Raw genomic sequence first — 17,992 nt, 5'->3', positions numbered from 1 at the left:
CCTCGGGCTTGTGGGCTTTTCGGCCCGCCGCCTTCCGACATGCAGAACATTAGCACGCGGTCCAGGGTGCGTTCACATCCCTTTCTGGCGGGCAGGGAGCAGGTGAGGACCCGTCCGCGGCCTCCTACGTCTCGGCCGTGACTGGTTCGCGTATCAACCTCGTACCTATGGCGGCCGTCTCCCCAGGAGCCGGACGAGGAGCACAGCCAGGTGCGGGACACTGGTCCACGGCCGCCTCTACGATCCTGGCGGAAGCGAGAGCGAGAAGCAGGTGAGCCAGAGGGCGTCGACACCCGTCGACGGGGTCGACAGGGGGAACCAGCCGATTCACCGGCGCGTGGATACGATCTGTAAGCAGTACCAGGTAAGCAGCACGGTTCGGGACGGCAGCCACTACGGAGGAGGTGCCCCATGGGAGTCCTGAAGAAGTTCGAGCAGCGTCTCGAGGGTCTGGTCAACGGCACCTTCGCCAAGGTGTTCAAGTCCGAGGTCCAGCCCGTGGAGATCGCCGGCGCGCTCCAGCGCGAGTGCGACAACAACGCCACCATCTGGAACCGCGATCGCACGGTCGTCCCCAACGACTTCATCGTGGAGCTGAGCACGCCCGACTACGAGCGGCTCAGCCCCTACTCCGGCCAGCTCGGCGACGAACTGGCCGGCATGGTGCGCGACTACGCCAAGCAGCAGCGCTACACCTTCATGGGGCCGATCAAGGTCAACCTGGAGAAGGCCGACGACCTCGACACCGGCCTCTACCGAGTGCGCAGCCGTACGCTCGCCTCCTCCACCAGCCAGACGGACGACGCGTCCGCCGGCGGCCGACCGCGCCCCGGCGCGCCGGGCGCCGCCTATCCCGGCGCCGGCGGGGCAGCCGCCCCGCCCATGCCGTCCGCCCCGCCGCCCGGCGCCCCCGGCGCCCGTCCCGGCGGCTACGGCTACCCGCCCGCCGCAGGGACCGCGCGTCCCGGCGGGGCAGGCGCAGGACTGGCCGGGGCTGCGCAGCCCGGCTCCCGCACCCGCCACTGGATCGAGATCAACGGCACCCGCCACCAGATCTCCCGCGCGACGCTCGTGCTGGGCCGCAGCACCGAGGCCGACGTGCGGATCGACGACCCCGGCGTCTCCCGCCGGCACTGCGAGATCCGGACCGGTTCGCCCTCGACGATCCAGGATCTCGGCTCCACCAACGGCATCGTGGTGGACGGGCAGCACACCACCCGCGCTACGCTCCGCGACGGCTCGCGGATCGTCGTGGGCAGCACCACCATCATTTACCGGCAAGCCGAAGGGTGAAGCGGGGGCAATGTCAGAGCTGACCCTCACGGTCATGCGGCTGGGTTTCCTGGCCGTACTGTGGCTGTTCGTGATCGTGGCCGTGCAGGTCATCCGCAGCGACCTCTTCGGTACGCGCGTCACCCAGCGCGGTGCGCGCCGGGAGGCCGGGCGGGCGCAGCAGGCACAGCGCCAGCAGGCGCCTCCACAACAGCGCCAGCAGCCGGCCGCCGCCGGCCGCACGCGCCGCAACGCACCGACGAAACTGGTCGTGTCCGAGGGCACCCTCACCGGCACGACCGTCGCACTCCAGGGCCAGACCATCACTCTGGGCCGGGCGCACGACAGCACCATCGTGCTGGACGACGACTACGCCTCCAGCCGCCATGCCAGGATCTACCCGGACCGCGACGGCCAGTGGATCGTCGAGGACCTGGGCTCCACGAACGGCACCTATCTCGACCGATCGCGACTGACGACTCCCACACCGATCCCGCTGGGCGCGCCGATCCGTATCGGCAAGACCGTCATCGAGCTTCGGAAGTAGTGCTACATCATGAGTGAGCGCGAGCGGAGCGAGCACGCGGCGGCGGCCGGCACCCAGGGCCCCGGTGTGCTCCCGACCGGAGGGTGGGCAGTGTGGCTCGACACGACCGGCTGTACCCGGGGCCGACGGGCGAGGTGCGCATGAGTCTGTCACTGCGCTTCGCCGCCGGATCGCACAAGGGCATGATCCGGGAGGGCAACGAGGACTCCGGTTACGCCGGTCCGCGCCTGCTCGCCATCGCCGACGGCATGGGCGGCGCCGCCGCCGGCGAGGTCGCCTCCTCCGAGGCCATCTCCACCATCGTCGCCCTCGACGACGACGTCCCCGGCTCCGACGTCCTGACCTCGCTCGGCACCGCCGTCCAGCGCGCCAACGACCAACTGCGCGCCCTGGTCGAGGAGGACCCCCAGCTCGAAGGCATGGGGACGACCCTGACCGCCCTGCTGTGGACGGGCCAGCGCCTCGGCCTCGTGCACGTCGGCGACTCGCGCGCCTACCTGCTGCGCGACGGCGTCCTCACCCAGATCACCCAGGACCACACCTGGGTGCAGCGCCTGGTCGACGAGGGCCGCATCACCGAGGAAGAAGCCACCACCCACCCCCAACGCTCCCTGCTGATGCGGGCGCTGGGCAGCGGCGAGCACGTCGAACCGGACCTGTCGATCCGTGAGGTCCGGGCCGGCGACCGCTATCTGATCTGCTCCGACGGCCTGTCCGGCGTCGTCTCCCACCAGACGCTCGAGGACACCCTCGCCAGCTACCAGGGCCCCCAGGAGACCGTGCAGGAGCTCATCCAGCTCGCCCTGCGCGGCGGCGGCCCCGACAACATCACCGTGATCGTCGCCGACGTCCTCGACCTGGACACCGGTGACACGCTCGCCGGGCAGCTGTCCGACACCCCGGTCGTCGTCGGCGCCGTCGCCGAGAACCAGCTCCAGCTGCACGACAACGGCATCATGCAGACCCCGGCCGGCCGCGCCTCGGGTCTCGGCCGCAGGCAGCAGGGACACGGCGGGGGCGGCGAGTTCGGCCCACCCGGCTCCGGCGGCGACATCACCGGCTTCATCCCCACCGACGGCTTCGGCGACTACACCGACGACGACTTCGTCAAGCCGCGCAAGGGCCGCAGGTGGCTGAAGAGATCCTTCTACGGCGTCCTGGCACTCGCGGTCGTCGCCGGCGGACTCTACGGCGGCTACCGCTGGACCCAGACGCAGTACTACGTCGGCACCAAGGACGAGCACGTCGCCCTGTACCGGGGCATCAGCCAGGACCTGGCGTGGGTGTCGCTGTCGAAGGTGGAGAAGGACCACCCCGAGATCGAACTCAAGTACCTGCCGGAGTACCAGCGCAAGCTGGTGGAGGCCACGATCGCCGAAGGCGACCTGTCCACCGCCCGCAAGAAGGTCGACGAGCTGGCCGTCCAGGCCTCCGCCTGCAAGAAGCAGGCCGGCTCCGCCACCGCGGGAGCCACCGGCTCCAAGACCGGCTCGAAGACCGGTGTGGGCCGGACGGGCGCCACCACGGGAACCACCCCCGTCTCCGTCACGTCCAAGGCATCGCCGAGCCCCTCGGCAACCGCGTCCCCGTCCGTACCCGCGACCCCCACTCCCACCCCCGGCCCGAGCCTTTCGGAGGAGGAGCAGAAGGTCGTCTCGCGGTGCGGTGAGCAGTAGGCAAGCCGTGAGAGGCCCCGTCACACGATGAGCAGTACTACCAACTCGCCGACGCACCACACGTCCACGATCGGCTCGATCGGCACCCCGAGCCGACGCAACACCGAGCTCGCGCTCCTGGTGTTCGCCGTCGTCATCCCGGTGTTCGCCTACGCCAACGTGGGCCTGGCCATCAACGAGCAGGTGCCGTCCGGCCTCCTGAGCTACGGGCTCGGCCTCGGGCTGCTCGCCGGCGTCGCCCACCTCGTCGTGCGCAAATTCGCGCCGTACGCCGACCCACTGCTGCTGCCGGTGGCCACCCTGCTCAACGGACTCGGACTCGTCGCCATCTGGCGCCTCGACCAGTCCAAGCTGCTGCAGCAGATCAAACAGGCCGGCACGGCCGCGCCACGCCAACTGCTCTACACGGCGCTGGGCATCGCGCTGTTCGTCGTGGTGCTGATCTTCCTCAAGGACCACCGCGTCCTGCAGCGCTACACCTACATCTCCATGGTCGGCGCGATCTTCCTGCTGCTGCTCCCGCTCGTCCCGGGCCTCGGCCAGAACATCTACGGCGCCAAGATCTGGATCTCGGTCGCCGGTTTCTCCATCCAGCCCGGTGAGTTCGCCAAGATCGTGCTGGCCATCTTCTTCGCCGGCTACCTGATGGTGAAACGCGACGCGCTCGCCCTGGCCAGCCGCCGCGTCCTCGGCCTGTACCTGCCGCGCGGCCGCGACCTCGGCCCGATCATCGTGGTCTGGTTCATCTCGATCCTGATCCTGGTCTTCGAGACGGACCTCGGCACCTCGCTGCTGTTCTTCGGAATGTTCGTCATCATGCTGTACGTCGCCACCGAGCGGACCAGCTGGATCGTCTTCGGCCTGCTGATGTCGGCGGTCGGCGCGGTCGGCGTGGCCCAGTTCGAGAGCCACGTCCAGCAGCGTGTGCAGGCCTGGCTCGACCCGTTGAAGGAGTACAAGCTCTCCCAGGCGGGCGTCGGCGGCGGCCACTCCGAGCAGGCCATGCAGGCACTGTGGGCGTTCGGCTCCGGCGGCACACTGGGCACCGGCTGGGGCCAGGGCCACTCCGAGCTGATCCGGTTCGCCGCCAACTCCGACTTCATCCTCGCCACCTTCGGCGAGGAACTCGGACTGGCCGGCATCATGGCGCTCCTGCTGCTCTACGGCCTGATCGTCGAACGCGGCGTGCGCACCGCCCTCGCCGCCCGCGACCCGTTCGGCAAGCTCCTCGCGATCGGTCTCTCCGGCGCCTTCGCCCTGCAGGTCTTCGTCGTCGCCGGCGGTGTGATGGGCCTCATCCCGCTGACCGGCATGACGATGCCCTTCCTCGCCTACGGCGGCTCCTCCGTCATCGCCAACTGGGCCCTGATCGGCATCCTGATCAGGATCAGCGACACCGCGCGCCGCCCGGCGCCCGCACCCGCCTCCAACCCCGACGCCGAGATGACCCAGGTGGTCCGCCCGTCATGAACAAGCCCCTGCGCCGGATCGCGCTCTTCTGCGGCCTCCTCGTCCTCACCCTGCTGCTGCGCGACAACTACCTGCAGTACGTCAAGGCCGACAGCCTCGCCAGCGACACCAAGAACCGCCGCGTCAACATCACCCGCTACGCCACCCCGCGCGGCGACATCATCGTGGACGGCAAGGCCATCACGGGCTCGGTCGAGACCACCGGCGACTACAAGTACAAGCGCACCTGGTCCAACGGCGCCATGTGGGCGCCGGTCACCGGCTACTCCTCGCAGGCCTTCGGCGCCACCCAGCTGGAGCGGCTCGAGGACGGCATCCTCAGCGGCAACGACGACCGGTTCTTCTTCCGCAACACCCTGGACATGATCACGGGCAAGGAGAAGAAGGGCGGCAGCGTCGTCACCACCCTCAACGCCGCCGCGCAGAAGGCCGCCTACCAGGGCCTGGGCAGCAAGAAGGGCGCGGTCGCCGCGATCGAGCCGTCCACCGGCAAGATCCTCGCGCTGGTCTCCACGCCGTCCTACGACCCGTCGAAGTTCGCCGGATCGTCCAACGCGGACGCCGAGGCGTGGGGCAAGGTCCAGAAGAAGAACGACCCCGACGACCCGATGCTCAACCGCGCGCTGCGCGAGACCTACCCCCCGGGCTCCACGTTCAAGGTCGTCACCGCCGCGGCCGCGCTGGAGAACGGCGAGGTCCCCGGCGTCGACACGAAGACGGACACCCCGGACCCGTTCCCGCTGCCGCTGTCCACCAGCAAGCTCACCAACGAGCACGGCGCCTGCGAGAACGCCACCCTGCGCTACGCGCTCATGGTGTCCTGCAACACCGTCTTCGCGAAGATGGCCGACAACGTCGGCAACGCGAAAATGATCCAGCAGGCGAAGAAGTTCGGCTTCAACGAGGCCAAGCTGGACACCCCGGTGCGCGCCGCCGAGTCGGTCTTCCCCGAGGACAACCGGCCACAGAACTCGCTGGACGGCATCGGCCAGGGCTCCAACCGCGCCACCCCGCTCCAGATGGCCATGGTGGCCTCGGCGGTCGCCAACGACGGCAAGCTGATGAAGCCGTACATGGTCGACCAGCTCAAGGCCCCCAACCTGGACACCCTGGAGACGACACAGCCCCAGCAGCTGTCCCAGGCCGTCTCGTCCAAAACCGCACAGGCCCTCCAGGAGATGATGGAGACGGTCGTCAACGACGACCAGGGCACCGGCGGCAAAGCCAGGATCGACGGCGTCAAGGTCGGCGGCAAGACCGGCACCGCCCAGCACGGCCTGAACAACAAAGAGAAGCCGTACGCCTGGTTCATCTCGTACGCGAAGCTGTCCGACGGCAGCGCCCCGGTGGCCGTCGCCGTCGTCGTCGAGGACGGCGCGGCCGACCGCGGCGACATCACCGGCGGCGGTCTCGCCGGCCCGATCGCAAGGGACGTGATGAAGGCAGTCATCGGCAGCAAGAAGTGACCCCCATCACGTCGCCTACACATCGGTGCACGTTGCGATACCGGTCTCGTATCGGGTGACGGGCTTGGCCAGGTCACACAGCGCCGTCCGGGTACGGTATGCCCGGACGGCAGCCTCCGACCGCACACGTGTGCCGGTCGGGACCGACGGAGAGGGCTGGTAAGTAGCTATGGAAGAGCCGCGTCGCCTCGGCGGCCGGTACGAGCTGGGCCACGTGCTCGGCCGTGGTGGCATGGCCGAGGTCTACTTCGCGCATGACACCCGCCTCGGCCGCACCGTGGCGGTGAAGACGCTGCGCGCGGACCTCGCGCGCGACCCTTCCTTCCAGGCCCGGTTCCGCCGGGAGGCCCAGTCGGCCGCCTCGCTCAACCACCCCGCGATCGTCGCGGTCTACGACACCGGCGAGGACTACATCGACGGGGTCTCGATCCCGTACATCGTCATGGAGTACGTCGACGGCTCCACGCTCCGCGAACTGCTCCACTCCGGCCGCAAACTGCTGCCGGAGCGGACCCTGGAGATGACCATCGGCATCCTTCAGGCCCTGGAGTACTCGCACAGAGCCGGCATCGTCCACCGCGACATCAAGCCCGCGAACGTCATGCTGACGCGCAACGGCCAGGTCAAGGTCATGGACTTCGGCATCGCCCGCGCCATGGGCGACTCCGGCATGACGATGACACAGACGTCCGCGGTCATCGGCACCGCCCAGTACCTCTCCCCGGAGCAGGCCAAGGGCGAGCAGGTCGACGCCCGCTCCGACCTGTACTCGACCGGCTGCCTGCTGTACGAGCTGCTGACGGTCCGACCGCCGTTCGTCGGGGACTCCCCGGTCGCAGTGGCCTACCAGCACGTCCGCGAGGAACCCCAGCCGCCGAGCGTCTTCGACCCCGAGATCACCCCCGAGATGGACGCGATCGTCCTCAAGGCGCTGGTCAAGGACCCGAACTACCGCTACCAGTCGGCCGACGAGATGCGCCTGGACATCGAGGCCTGCCTCGACGGCCAGCCGGTCGCGGCCACGGCGGCGATGGGCTCGGTCGGCTACGGCGGCTACGGCGACGACCAGGCGACCACCGCCATGCGCGCGGACGCCGGCGCCACGTCGATGCTGCCGCCCATGAACCCGGACGACGGCGGCTACGGCTACGACGACCGCCCCGACCGGCGCCGCCAGAAGAAGTCGAACACCTCCACGATCCTGCTGATCCTCGCCGCGGTCCTGGTACTCGTCGGCGCGATCCTGATCGGCAAGTGGGTGTTCACCGGCGACCCCACGGACAAGCCCATCGCCGCTCCGAACTTCGTCGGCCAGACGCTGGCCCAGGCCAAGACCATGGCCACCAACGTCGAACTCACGGTGAAGACCACCGAGAGCCCCTGCGCGAACCAGCCCAAGGGCAGCATCTGCTCGCAGAACCCGGCGGCGGGCAAGGACGTCAACAAGGGCGACACCGTCAGCCTCGTCGTGTCGACGGGGGCGCCCAAGGTGGCCGTGCCGAGTGTCCTCGGCAAGAGCCTGGACGAGGCGAAGACGACCCTGGAGAGCGACAAGTACCAGTTCGTCGTCGAGACGAAGAAGGAGGTGTCCACCGAGCAGGAGGGCACCGTCCTGGACCAGGACCCGAAGCTCGGCGAAGAGGTGGAGAAGGGCACCACCATCACCCTCACCATCGCCAAGCCCGAGGAGAAGGCGACCGTCCCCGACGTCTCGAACAAGAGCTGTGACGAGGCGAAGGCCCAGATGGAGCAGAACAACCTCAAGGGCAACTGCGTAGACGTCGACACCCAGGACCAGAACCAGGTCGACAAGGTGATCCAGACCGTCCCGTCCAAGGGTTCCCAGGCCGACAAGGGCTCCACGGTCCAGATCCAGATCGGCAAGAGCAGCCAGCCCCAGCAGGTACAGGTCCCGGGCAACCTCCAGGGCATGTCCGTCAAGGACGCCAAGAAGGCCCTGCAGGACGCAGGCCTGAACGTCGGCAGCATCGCCGGCTCCCAGGACGACGACGCCCAGGTCATCAGTTCGGACCCGGCCCCCGGCAGCACGGTCAACAAGGGCCAGACCGTCAACCTGATCGCCATCAAGAACGGCAACGACAACGGCAACAACGGAGGCAACAACGGAGGCGGATTCTTCGGCGGAGGCGGCGGCTAGCCGCACCCCGACGAAGAAACACGGGCCCCGCCGGACGTCTCCGGCGGGGCCCGCCCTCTTGCATCACCAGACCCGGACCACGCCGGCACCCACGAACGATCGTGTCTTCATATCTGCCGACTCGTTGATCGATTGGGGGTGGGGTGTCATCGCACAGCTCTGCCCCGGCCACACAACCCGACCACCGACAGAGGGGCAGACGTGATCAGCGAAACCGCACTGCTGGAATCCAGGACCCTGCGCGACGGCGTGCTCGAACGCACCGACGTGCTCGACAGGGTGAAAGCACTGTCACTGCTCCCGGACGGCATGCACGTGACCACGGCGATGGTGGCGGCGTACTTCGGCGTCACCGCTGAAGCCGTCCGCCAGCTCAAGGTACGACACCACGAGGAGCTGGCCGGCAACGGCATGCTCACTCTGCGAGGCCCTGACCTCGAAGGATTTAAGCGTGACGTCCTGTCACGCCATCCGGGCGGTTATCCACAGCCTCGGTCCAGCCTCACTCTGTACTCCCGTCGCGCGGTCCTCAACGTGGCCATGCTGCTCCGGGACAGCGAAGTCGCCCGCCGGGTGCGCACCTACCTTCTCGACATGGAGTACCGGGCGCGGACGCAACCTGTGGACAACCCAGGCCCCCCGGCCCCCATGTCCCTGGACGACCGCATCGACCAGCGCATCACCCACGTCCTCGGCACGACCGTCGTACCCATGTTCAACGCCCTGATCGAAACGTCGGGCGAGCATCGACGGGAACTGATCGCTCTGCGGGTGGGCGTCCAGCGGATCGAGCAGCGGCTCCGGCAGCACCACGCCCGGCTTCAGCGGCTGGAAGCCCCGCGCGAAGGGCGGCCCCTCGCCGGAGTCATGGCTTCCATGGACGCCATGAACGGACGCGAGTTCGAGGAGCACATCGCCGCACTGCTGCGCCGCGACGGCTGCACCGAGGTCGTCGTCCAGGGCGGCGGCAGGGACCGCGGCATCGACATCACCGCCCTCACGCCCCACGGGCGACGCCTCGTCGTCCAGTGCAAGAGGTTCGCGCCCCATACCTCCATCACCAGCCCCGAACTCCAGAAGTTCGTCGGAGCCGCCAAGGTCCTGCACGACTCCGAAGTGGCCCTCTACGTGGCGACCTGCCCCTTCACCCGTGACGCCCTCAACATCGCCGCCGAGACCGGCATCACCGCCGTGCACCGCGGGCTCCTGGAGGAGTGGAGCGCCGGAGCGCCCCTGCCGGTCCTCGAATGACCCGGACACTGGACAGACCGGACACATCGGACACCAGACAGAAAGGCCCGAAGCCGCGGAAGAAGGGTGCGGCTTCGGGCCTTCGGCGTGCTGGGCGACCGGCCTCCCGGAAGGAGGACCGGTCGCTCAGCCCAGTTCCTTCGGCGGCGTACGGTCCGCGTCCACCTTGTCCACGCGGACCAGCTCGCCCCACACCACGTACCGGTAGCGGCTCGTGTACACCGGCGTACACGTCGTCAGGGTGATGTAGTGGCCGGCCTTCGTCCTGCCCGACTCCTTCGGGATCCGGCCCAGCACCTCCACGTTGTACTTCGAGGTCTCCGGCAGGACCGCGAACACCTTGTAGACGTACCAGTCGTCCTTCGTCTCGAAGACGACCGGGTCGCCCTTCTCCAGCTTGTCGATGTTGTGGAACTTCGCGCCATGGCCGTCGCGGTGCGCGGCAAGCGCGAAATTGCCCGCCTTGCCGGTCATCGGCAGGGCCGACTTGACGGGGTCGGTGTAGTAACCGGCGACGCCCTCGTTGAGGATCTCCGACGAGGTGCCCTCCTCGACCAGCACCTCACCGTTCTTCATCGCGGGCACGTGCAGGAAGCCGATGCCCTCCTTGGTGTCCAGCGCTCCGGGACCGCTGTCCTGCCGGGCCCAGTCGTCACGCACCTTGTCCGCCTGCCGGTGCGCGTGCCGGTCGGCGACGACGTTGGTCCACCACAGGGAGTAGACGACGAACAGACCCAGCACCAGGCCCGCCGTGATGAGGAGTTCGCCGAACACGCTGACGGCGAAGGCGATCCGGCCGCCTCCCCGGCGCCGCGGCTCGCGCGGGGGCGCGTCCACGCGCGCGTGTTCGTCGTGATCGGTGTCGCCGGTGGTCGCTGCCACGTTCCATCTGCCCCTAGTCGCCTGCATGCCCGCCGAAGGCATGCCTCCCGGTCCGCGCGCCTACTCGACGAGCGCGTCCGGCTTGCCCTTGCTGCGCGGCCGTTCCTCGACCATCTTGCCCCAGACGATCAAGCGGTACTTGCTGGTGAACTCCGGGGTGCACGTGGTGAGCGTGATGTACCGCCCCGGACCGGTGAACCCGGAGCCCGGCGGGACCGGATCGAGCACGCTGGTGTTGCTCGGCGCGGTCACCGGCAGCGAGGACGTCATCTTGTAGACGAAGTACTCGTCCTGCGTCTCGACGACGACGTCGTCGCCCGCCTGCAACCGGTTGATGTACCGGAACGGCTCGCCGTGCGTGTTGCGGTGGCCCGCGAGCCCGAAGTTGCCGGTCTTCGCCTCCGGCATCGCCGTCGTCAGCGCACCCTCGCCGTAATGGCCCACCATCCCCTTGTCGAGCACCTTCTTGTTGCTGACGCCCTCGGCGATCGGAACCACCACGTCCAGCTTGGGAATGTGCAGGATGGCGAAGCCCTGACCCGGCGAGAACACCCCGGGGGCGCCCTTCCCACTGGCCCAGTCGTCCTGGAGGCTGCTGGCCTCCTTGTCCGCCTGCGCGTGGGCTCGCACGTTCGTCCACCACAACTGGTACGTGACGAACAGCAGCATCAGCACACCCGTGGTGATGAACACCTCGCCGACCGCCCGACTGGCGACGACCGCCGCGCTCGGCTTGCGGGCCCGCTGCCGGCGCCGGGCCTCCACCCTCGACAGGGGCCGCTCACCCCCGGACGGCACATCGGGCCCGCCCATCGACTCGGCGGCCTCACCCTGGCCGCCATGACGCCCATGACGGCCCTTGGCGGCCTTCCGGCGGGCCGCACGCCCACCCGCCGGGGTTCCAGGGGCTCCAGGGGCCGGAGCGGCCCCCGAGGCCCCAGAGGCGGCTATGGGGCCGCTACCGAACGCCGAGGCGGGCGGCATCCGCAGCGCCACCGTCTCGTCGTCGGCCGGCGGCCCGTACCGCTCCCCCGCGTAGGAATCGGCTCCCGCCCCGGAGCCAGACCCAGGCCCCGGCCCCGTCCCGCCGACGGCTCCGCCGCCCCCGTAGGAGTCACCGCCGAAGGACTCGTACGGCACCGCGCCGTACGAGTCCTCACGCTCGGGGCGCAACGCGGTCACGCCGTGGCCCTGCCCACCACCGGGGCGAGCCCCGCCGACCTCGCCACCGCGCCCTGGTCGCCGCACTCCGCCAGCCAGTTGGCCAGCATCCGGTGACCGTGCTCCGTCAGCACCGACTCCGGATGGAACTGGACGCCCTCGACGGGCAGTTCACGATGACGCAGACCCATGATGATCCCGTCGTGCGTACGGGCGGTCACCTCGAGCTCGGCCGGCACCGTCCGCGGCTCGGCGGCCAGCGAGTGGTAGCGGGTCGCGGTGAAAGGGCTGGGCAGACCCGCGAAGACGCCCCTGCCCTCATGCTCCACCGGCGAGGTCTTGCCGTGCAGCAGCTCCGGCGCCCGGTCCACCACCCCGCCGTACGCCACCTGCATCGACTGCATGCCCAGGCACACGCCGAAGACGGGCACCCCGGTGGCCGCGCAGTGACGGACCATCTCCACGCAGACCCCGGCCTCCTCGGGAGTGCCCGGCCCGGGGGACAGCAGGACACCGTCGAAACCGTCCTGGGCATGGGCCGTGGAGACCTCGTCGTTGCGCAGGACCTCGCACTCGGCGCCCAGCTGGTACAGGTACTGAACCAGGTTGAAGACGAAGCTGTCGTAGTTGTCGACGACGAGAATGCGCGCGCTCACTGGTTGTCCACCGTCACATCGTTGAAGGGAAGCAGCGGTTCGGCCCAAGGGAAGACGTACTGGAAGAGCGCGTACACCACGGCCACGATCAGCATGATCGAGATCAGCGCCTTCACCCACGCGTTTCCCGGCAGATGCCGCCAGATCCAGCCGTACATGCCGTCCCTTCCGTCGCACCACGGCACCTGACTCACGCCGTACGCCACCAGACTAACGGCGCAGGGCCTTCGGTTCGCCTGCCGCCACAGGCTGTGTGGAGTCCAGATGCGCCCAGACGATCAGCCGGTGACTGTGCCCCCATTCCGGATCGCACGTGGTCAACGTCAGGTACCGGCCCGGACGCGTATACCCCGACTTACGTGGCACAGCGTCGATCACCTCGACGTCCGAGGGCACGGTTTTGTACGGCCCTTGGTCGATCCGATAGGTGAACCACGTCGTCCCGTCCGTCAGCACCACCGCGTCCCCCCGCCTGAGCTCGGGAAAGTCCTTGAAGGAGTCGCCGTAGGTACGGCGGTGGCCCGCGACGGAGAAGTTCCCCGTCTGCCCGAGCCGGGCCGTCCCGCCGTAGTGCCCCAGCCCCTTCTTCAGGGTGCCGGTCGCCGTGCCCTCCAGCACCGGCTTGTTCCACGTGAAACCAAGCCGCGGGATGTACATGACCGCGAAAGGCCTGCCGCTCCGGTACGGCGCCGCCCGGGCGACCGTCCCGGCCCCGGCCCCGCCGCCGGAGCCCGCCCTCGGAGCGGCTCGCGGAGTCTGATGGGCCCACTGGTCGTGCAGGGCGTCGATCTGGTCGTCCATGGCCCGGTCGGCCCGCACACCGGTCCAGAACAGTACGTAGACGACGAACAGGACGATGACGGCTCCGACGGTGACGCACAGCTCGCTGAACGTCCTGACGATCACCCGCACCGACACAGGCGCCCCCCGGCGACGGTCGCTCGACTACTCCACAGGCTTGGCGTAGTGCAGATCCACTGTGCCCGAGTAGCCCGGCAGAGTCACCGCCCCGTCCTCGGTGACTTTCCAGCCGAGGCCGTACACGTTCACGTAGACCATGTAGTTCTGGATCGACGCGGATTCCGCGAGCGCCTGCTGCAGCTTCTGCGGGTCGCCGACCGCCTGGATCTTGTACGGCGGCGAGTAGACGCGGCCCTGGAGGATCAGGGTGTTGCCGACGCAGCGGACCGCGCTGGTGGAGATCAGCCGCTGGTCCATGACCTTGATGCCCCGAGCGCCGCCCTGCCAGAGCGCGTTCACCACGGCCTGCAGGTCCTGCTGGTGGATGACCAGGTAGTCGGGTTGCGGCTCCGGGTAGCCCGGCAGCTTGGCGGTGGCGTTCGGCGGAGCGTCGTTGAGGGTGACGGTGATCGCCTCGCCCTTGACCTTCTGCGTGCCCGCGTTCCTCTCCAGCCCGGCGAGCCGGTCGTCCTGGGCCTTCGTGCTGCCGTCGTCGGCTTCGGCGAGCGACTCCACGTCGTCGCGCAGGGCGCCGTTCGCCTCGTCCAGCTCGCCGTTCTTCTGGCTGCGCTCCTGGATGAGGTCGGACAGTTTCAGCAGGGAGGCGTCCGTGCGGATGTTGGTGCCCTTGGCGGTGTTGAAGCTGGTGAAGAAGAGCAGTCCGGCGAGGGCGAAGACGCCCACGGTAAGCACACGCACGGGCCGGAAGCCGCCCCGGCGGTCGGCCGACGGGGCGGGGGAGGGACCGGCAGGGGAAACGGGCGTGGGATCCGGGGTGGAACCCGTTGATCCCGTCCGGGGAGAGTCGGCAGAATTGCTCAACGTACCCTTATCTCCTTCAGCGCCGTAGAAGCACTACGCTAACGGACGCCCGGGGGAGCCCCTCAGTCCCCTGGTACGCAGCCCCCGAGCCCGACCCAGCACCTGCGCGGTCACGCAGCGCATCGACAGGAGAGACCCTCGTGCCGAAGTCACGTATCCGCAAGAAGGCCGACTACACGCCGCCTCCGGCGAAGCAGGCGACCGCGATCAAGCTGAACAGCCGTGCCTGGGTCGCGCCCGTGATGCTGGCCATGTTCCTCGTCGGACTGGCCTGGATCGTGGTCTTCTACGTCACCGACGGCTCGCTGCCCATCGACAAGCTGGACAACTGGAACATCGTCGTGGGCTTCGGCTTCATCGCCGCCGGCTTCGGCGTCTCCACCCAGTGGAAGTAGCGCGACCAGCTCCACCCAAGGCTGTCCACTGAGTTATCCACAGGTTTTCCACATGGGGAAAAGAAAGACGATCTGTGGATAACTCATCGTGAGGTTGACGCCGGTGTGACGGAACTACCGGCTGCCACCCTCACTCGAATGACTGTTCGCCCCCTGTCTGACCTGCACGAACATCGGTCAGCACCAGGGGGCACAGTTGTTCCCGCACGTTGTGCACAAGATTCGCCACACACTGTGGAAAACAAAGCGCTCAAGTGAGCTGCGCAGTCCTCAGGAGCGTCACGATCACGACGACCGCCAGCATCAGCGCGCAGGTCCCGTACTGGATGAGGGCACGGCGCTCACACGGGGCGTGGATCATGGCGGAGCCGATCACGACCCCGGCGACCAGACCGCCGATGTGGGCCTGCCAGGAGATGCCGTTCCACCCGAAGGTGATGACCAGGTTGATCACCAGCAGGGCGATGATCGGCCGCATGTCGTAGCGCTGCCTGCGCACCAGCACGGCGAGCGCGCCGAAGAGGCCGAAGATGGCTCCGGAGGCGCCGAGCGACGGCTCGTTGGGCGCGGCGATGAGATAGGTGAGCGCGCTGCCCGCCAGTCCGGACACCAGGTACAGCGCGAGGTAGCGGGCCCGGCCGAGCGCCGCTTCGAGCGGGCCGCCGATCCACCACAGGCTGAGCATGTTGGACAGGATGTGGATGTAGCTGAGGTGCAGGAACATCGAGGTCGCCAGCCGGTACCACTGCCCCTCGGCCACGCCCTGCAGCTCCCCGTACCCGAGGGCCGGCACGAACGCGCGGCCGATCAGGTCGAAACGGTCGGTGAAGCTGTCGCCGACCGCCTGCTGGACCAGGAACAGCGCGAGGTTGAGGCCGACCAGGATCTTGGTGACCCGATGGGGATCGGCGGCGACGGCGCCGCCCGCGATCGTGCGGGGCAGCGCGGCGTCGGGCGCGTGGCCGGTGCCGGATCCTTCGCGGACGCAGGTGGGGCACTGGAAGCCGACGGAGGCGCTGACCATGCATTCGGGGCAGATCGGGCGTTCGCAGCGGGTGCAGCGGATGCCGGTCTCCCGGTCGGGGTGCCGGTAGCAGACGGGCAGCCCGTTGTGGGCGTCGTCCTGCCGGCTGCCGGGCGCCTGGTCCATGGGGCTCTCCCAAGTGAGCGAGTGAGTCGTGCGAGTCGGCTCGGTCGCAGAGGAACCGAAAGGAACCGCCCTGCCCATCCTTACGGACGAGCAGGGCGCATGGTTCCCGGGGGAGTGTCGTCCCCGACTCGGCCTCGGTCAGCCCTTGCGGGTCTCGACGACGACCGACTCGATGACGACGTCCGTCAGCGGGCGGTCGGTGCGCGGGTTGGTCCGGGTGGCGGCGATGGCGTCCACGACCTTCTGGCTCGCCGCGTCGGTGACCTCGCCGAAGATGGTGTGCTTTCGGGTCAGCCAGGCCGTGGGGGAGACGGTGACGAAGAACTGGGAGCCGTTGGTGCCGGGACCGGCGTTGGCCATGGCCAGCAGGTAGGGCCGGTCGAAGCGCAGGTCCGGGTGGAACTCGTCCTCGAACTGGTAGCCGGGGCCGCCGGTGCCGTTGCCGAGCGGGTCGCCGCCCTGGATCATGAATCCGCTGATCACCCGGTGGAAGACGGTGCCGTCGTACAGCTTGTCCGTGGACTTCGCGCCCGTCTCCGGGTTGACCCACTCCCGCTCACCGGTGGCGAGTTCGACGAAGTTCCTGACCGTCTTCGGGGCGTGGTCCGGGAAGAGCCGGATGTCGATGTCGCCGTGGTTGGTGTTGAGGGTGGCGTGCAGCTGCTCGGCCACGGTCTGCCTTCCGTTGTTCCTGTGACGTCCCGATCCTCGCACGCTCGCGGGCGGGCGACGCCGGACGGCTCGTTCCGGGACCGGAACCGACGGATCGGGTGGGGAATCGCGTCCAAGTCGCCCAGGACGGGAGCGGGCGCGACCGATCCGTGGCATCGTCGGGTTTGTCGCCCTGTCGGACCCTCTGACGCCGTTGCCGTGAGTCTGGCCGGAATACATCCGCTATCGCATGTGATCGGCACCCGGATGCCCGGCCACACATGCCGAGAACACCGTCGGCATGCATGATCCGTAAAAGGGTGGAAAGTCGAAATACCGTACGCCACCGAGGAGGAGGAACACGTGACCCGCATCGACAGCGTGCGCGCCGCGACCGGCTCGGCGAAGGACAGCGTGCTGCACGCCGCGGAAGTGGTGGCGCCCTACGCCGACACGGCCAAGGAGCGGGCCGCGCTTTATGCGCATGAGGCTCGTGTACGGCTCGCGCCCAAGGTGTCGCAGGCCGCCGAACAGGCCCGCGTGCAGTATGACGCCCACGTCGCCCCGCGCCTGGAGCAAGCGAAGACGCACGTCCCGCCGAAGGTCGACCTGGCCGCACAGGAAGCGGCTGCCCGTACCCGCCTGGCTGCCCGGCAGGCCGCCGAATACTCCCGACCGCGGATCGAACAGGCGGTCGCCGCGGCCGGGCCCGTGAAGGACGAGGCCGCCGCTCGTGGCGCCGCCGCGCTGGCCGCTCTGCGCGGTCAGGTGACGCCGAAGGAGATCGAGAAGCTGGTGCGCAAGCACCGCCGCCGGGCCAAGGCGGGCAAGGTCGCCAAGGCCGTCGCCGTGCTCGGCGTGGTGGCCGGCGGCGCTTTCGCGGCCTGGAAGTGGTGGGACAAGCAGGCCAACCCGGACTGGCTCGTCGAGCCGCCCGCGGCCACGGAGGTCCCCGCGTCGGGTGGCCTGACCACTGTGGACGGCAGCGACGAGCCTGCCGTCCTGGACCCCGAGGTGGAGGCCAAGCAGGCCGCGGAGGAGGCCGCGCGTCGCGACGACCGCAGCTGAGCGGCCGCCGCCGGGTACGCGGCGCGGTCGGCGAAGCGGCTCGCGGACACCGCCGCCTGTCACACCGAAGACCCCTCCTACCTGCGAATACGCAGGTAGGAGGGGTCTTCTTGGGGTGGAGCCTAGGGGAGTCGAACCCCTGACATCTGCCATGCAAAGACAGCGCTCTACCAACTGAGCTAAGGCCCCTCAAAGCACGTCCGGCCGGTGTGGACCTCGTACCGGCGGGCGCCGCTGACCAGAGTACCGGGTCACCGGGGGTATCTCGCAAAAAGATGGGGGGTCCCCGCGGATGACCACTCTCCGTAAGATGCAGAAACGCGGTTGGGTACAGGGAAACCCGGTTGTGGGGAAGCGATTGGGTGAAGCAAATGAAGCCCCACATCAGGAATCGACCCCGAGAGCGC

Annotated in this window: 17 protein-coding genes and 1 tRNA gene; 9 read left to right on the top strand and 9 right to left on the bottom strand. The window is 68.9% G+C overall.

The window, feature by feature from the left end; all coding sequences use genetic code 11:
• Positions 1-411: 411 nt before the first annotated feature.
• The 7 genes from ACFVYK_RS04875 to ACFVYK_RS04845 all read left to right on the top strand — a co-directional run bounded on the left by ACFVYK_RS04875 (position 412) and on the right by ACFVYK_RS04845 (position 9,840).
• Positions 412-1,293: an FhaA domain-containing protein gene (locus ACFVYK_RS04875; protein ID WP_389768508.1), complete on the top strand. Its 882-nt coding sequence runs from the start codon at positions 412-414 to the stop codon at positions 1,291-1,293.
• Positions 1,294-1,303: 10 nt separating this feature from the next.
• The gene (locus ACFVYK_RS04870) at positions 1,304-1,819 is read left to right on the top strand and encodes an FHA domain-containing protein (protein WP_189923610.1); all 516 of its coding nucleotides are present in this window, start codon (positions 1,304-1,306) and stop codon (positions 1,817-1,819) included.
• A 140-nt stretch (positions 1,820-1,959) separates the two neighbouring features.
• Positions 1,960-3,495 carry a Stp1/IreP family PP2C-type Ser/Thr phosphatase gene (locus tag ACFVYK_RS04865; RefSeq protein WP_389768505.1) on the top strand — a complete coding sequence of 512 codons (1,536 nt, stop codon included), beginning with the start codon at positions 1,960-1,962 and terminating at the stop codon, positions 3,493-3,495.
• A 27-nt stretch (positions 3,496-3,522) separates the two neighbouring features.
• Positions 3,523-4,965: an FtsW/RodA/SpoVE family cell cycle protein gene (locus tag ACFVYK_RS04860; RefSeq protein WP_389768502.1), complete on the top strand. Its 1,443-nt coding sequence runs from the start codon at positions 3,523-3,525 to the stop codon at positions 4,963-4,965.
• Positions 4,962-6,431 (top strand): peptidoglycan D,D-transpeptidase FtsI family protein, encoded by a 1,470-nt coding sequence (locus tag ACFVYK_RS04855; protein WP_389768500.1) that lies wholly within the window; start codon positions 4,962-4,964, stop codon positions 6,429-6,431. The genes ACFVYK_RS04860 and ACFVYK_RS04855 overlap by 4 nt, the downstream gene beginning before the upstream one ends.
• 169 nt (positions 6,432-6,600) lie before the next feature.
• Positions 6,601-8,589: a Stk1 family PASTA domain-containing Ser/Thr kinase gene (gene pknB / locus ACFVYK_RS04850; protein WP_389768497.1), complete on the top strand. Its 1,989-nt coding sequence runs from the start codon at positions 6,601-6,603 to the stop codon at positions 8,587-8,589.
• A 201-nt stretch (positions 8,590-8,790) separates the two neighbouring features.
• Complete coding sequence (locus ACFVYK_RS04845; protein ID WP_389768494.1) at positions 8,791-9,840, top strand: restriction endonuclease; 1,050 nt, start codon at positions 8,791-8,793, stop codon at positions 9,838-9,840.
• 126 nt (positions 9,841-9,966) lie between these two features.
• Here the strand turns inward: ACFVYK_RS04845 and ACFVYK_RS04840 are convergent, their stop codons facing one another.
• Genes ACFVYK_RS04840 through ACFVYK_RS04815 form a run of 6 tightly spaced genes read right to left on the bottom strand, consistent with a single transcriptional unit; the run spans position 9,967 to position 14,321 of the window.
• On the bottom strand, positions 9,967-10,749 hold the full coding sequence (locus tag ACFVYK_RS04840) for a class E sortase (RefSeq protein ID WP_389768491.1): 783 nt from the start codon (positions 10,747-10,749) through the stop codon (positions 9,967-9,969).
• 33 nt (positions 10,750-10,782) lie between these two features.
• Positions 10,783-11,904, bottom strand: coding sequence for a class E sortase (locus tag ACFVYK_RS04835; protein WP_389768488.1), 1,122 nt, complete (start codon positions 11,902-11,904; stop codon positions 10,783-10,785).
• Positions 11,901-12,539, bottom strand: a complete 639-nt coding sequence (locus ACFVYK_RS04830) for an aminodeoxychorismate/anthranilate synthase component II (protein WP_389768486.1) — start codon at positions 12,537-12,539, stop codon at positions 11,901-11,903. The genes ACFVYK_RS04835 and ACFVYK_RS04830 overlap by 4 nt, the downstream gene beginning before the upstream one ends.
• The gene (locus ACFVYK_RS04825; protein WP_389768685.1) at positions 12,536-12,733 is read right to left on the bottom strand and encodes a hypothetical protein; all 198 of its coding nucleotides are present in this window, start codon (positions 12,731-12,733) and stop codon (positions 12,536-12,538) included. Before ACFVYK_RS04825 ends, ACFVYK_RS04830 begins: the two co-directional genes overlap by 4 nt.
• Positions 12,734-12,749: 16 nt before the next feature.
• Positions 12,750-13,451 carry a class E sortase gene (locus ACFVYK_RS04820; protein ID WP_389768675.1) on the bottom strand — a complete coding sequence of 234 codons (702 nt, stop codon included), beginning with the start codon at positions 13,449-13,451 and terminating at the stop codon, positions 12,750-12,752.
• Between the two features lie 33 nt (positions 13,452-13,484).
• Complete coding sequence (locus tag ACFVYK_RS04815; RefSeq protein WP_389768483.1) at positions 13,485-14,321, bottom strand: DUF881 domain-containing protein; 837 nt, start codon at positions 14,319-14,321, stop codon at positions 13,485-13,487.
• Positions 14,322-14,461: 140 nt separating this feature from the next.
• Between ACFVYK_RS04815 and crgA the strand changes: the two genes are divergently transcribed.
• Positions 14,462-14,716 (top strand): cell division protein CrgA, encoded by a 255-nt coding sequence (gene crgA / locus ACFVYK_RS04810; RefSeq protein WP_314224803.1) that lies wholly within the window; start codon positions 14,462-14,464, stop codon positions 14,714-14,716.
• A gap of 250 nt (positions 14,717-14,966) precedes the next feature.
• On the opposite strand, the gene ACFVYK_RS04805 is transcribed toward crgA, so the two are convergent.
• Both ACFVYK_RS04805 and ACFVYK_RS04800 read right to left on the bottom strand, forming a co-directional pair.
• The gene (locus ACFVYK_RS04805; RefSeq protein ID WP_389768480.1) at positions 14,967-15,866 is read right to left on the bottom strand and encodes a rhomboid family intramembrane serine protease; all 900 of its coding nucleotides are present in this window, start codon (positions 15,864-15,866) and stop codon (positions 14,967-14,969) included.
• A 138-nt stretch (positions 15,867-16,004) separates the two neighbouring features.
• On the bottom strand, positions 16,005-16,538 hold the full coding sequence (locus ACFVYK_RS04800; protein WP_389768477.1) for a peptidylprolyl isomerase: 534 nt from the start codon (positions 16,536-16,538) through the stop codon (positions 16,005-16,007).
• Positions 16,539-16,880: 342 nt separating this feature from the next.
• On the opposite strand from ACFVYK_RS04800, the gene ACFVYK_RS04795 reads away from it, so the two are divergent.
• Positions 16,881-17,585, top strand: a complete 705-nt coding sequence (locus ACFVYK_RS04795) for a DUF5324 family protein (protein ID WP_389768475.1) — start codon at positions 16,881-16,883, stop codon at positions 17,583-17,585.
• A gap of 116 nt (positions 17,586-17,701) precedes the next feature.
• Here the strand turns inward: ACFVYK_RS04795 and ACFVYK_RS04790 are convergent.
• Positions 17,702-17,774 (bottom strand) — tRNA-Ala (locus ACFVYK_RS04790).
• Positions 17,775-17,992 lie beyond the last annotated feature (218 nt).

This window comes from Streptomyces sp. NPDC058291 (genome assembly GCF_042880855.1).
GTDB lineage: Bacteria > Actinomycetota > Actinomycetes > Streptomycetales > Streptomycetaceae > Streptomyces.
The sequence above is the reverse complement of the archived record's forward strand: the minus strand, read 5'-3'. Positions and strand labels throughout refer to the sequence as shown.

Excerpts from the sequence above, each read along its gene's own strand:
- ACFVYK_RS04860 (WP_389768502.1), top strand. The coding sequence starts at position 3,523 with ATGAGCAGTACTACCAACTCGCCGACGCACCACACGTCCACGATCGGC.
- pknB (WP_389768497.1), top strand. The coding sequence starts at position 6,601 with ATGGAAGAGCCGCGTCGCCTCGGCGGCCGGTACGAGCTGGGCCACGTG.
- ACFVYK_RS04855 (WP_389768500.1), top strand. The coding sequence starts at position 4,962 with ATGAACAAGCCCCTGCGCCGGATCGCGCTCTTCTGCGGCCTCCTCGTC.
- ACFVYK_RS04865 (WP_389768505.1), top strand. The coding sequence starts at position 1,960 with ATGAGTCTGTCACTGCGCTTCGCCGCCGGATCGCACAAGGGCATGATC.
- ACFVYK_RS04840 (WP_389768491.1), bottom strand. The coding sequence starts at position 10,749 with ATGCAGGCGACTAGGGGCAGATGGAACGTGGCAGCGACCACCGGCGAC.
- ACFVYK_RS04805 (WP_389768480.1), bottom strand. The coding sequence starts at position 15,866 with ATGGACCAGGCGCCCGGCAGCCGGCAGGACGACGCCCACAACGGGCTG.
- ACFVYK_RS04870 (WP_189923610.1), top strand. The coding sequence starts at position 1,304 with ATGTCAGAGCTGACCCTCACGGTCATGCGGCTGGGTTTCCTGGCCGTA.
- ACFVYK_RS04875 (WP_389768508.1), top strand. The coding sequence starts at position 412 with ATGGGAGTCCTGAAGAAGTTCGAGCAGCGTCTCGAGGGTCTGGTCAAC.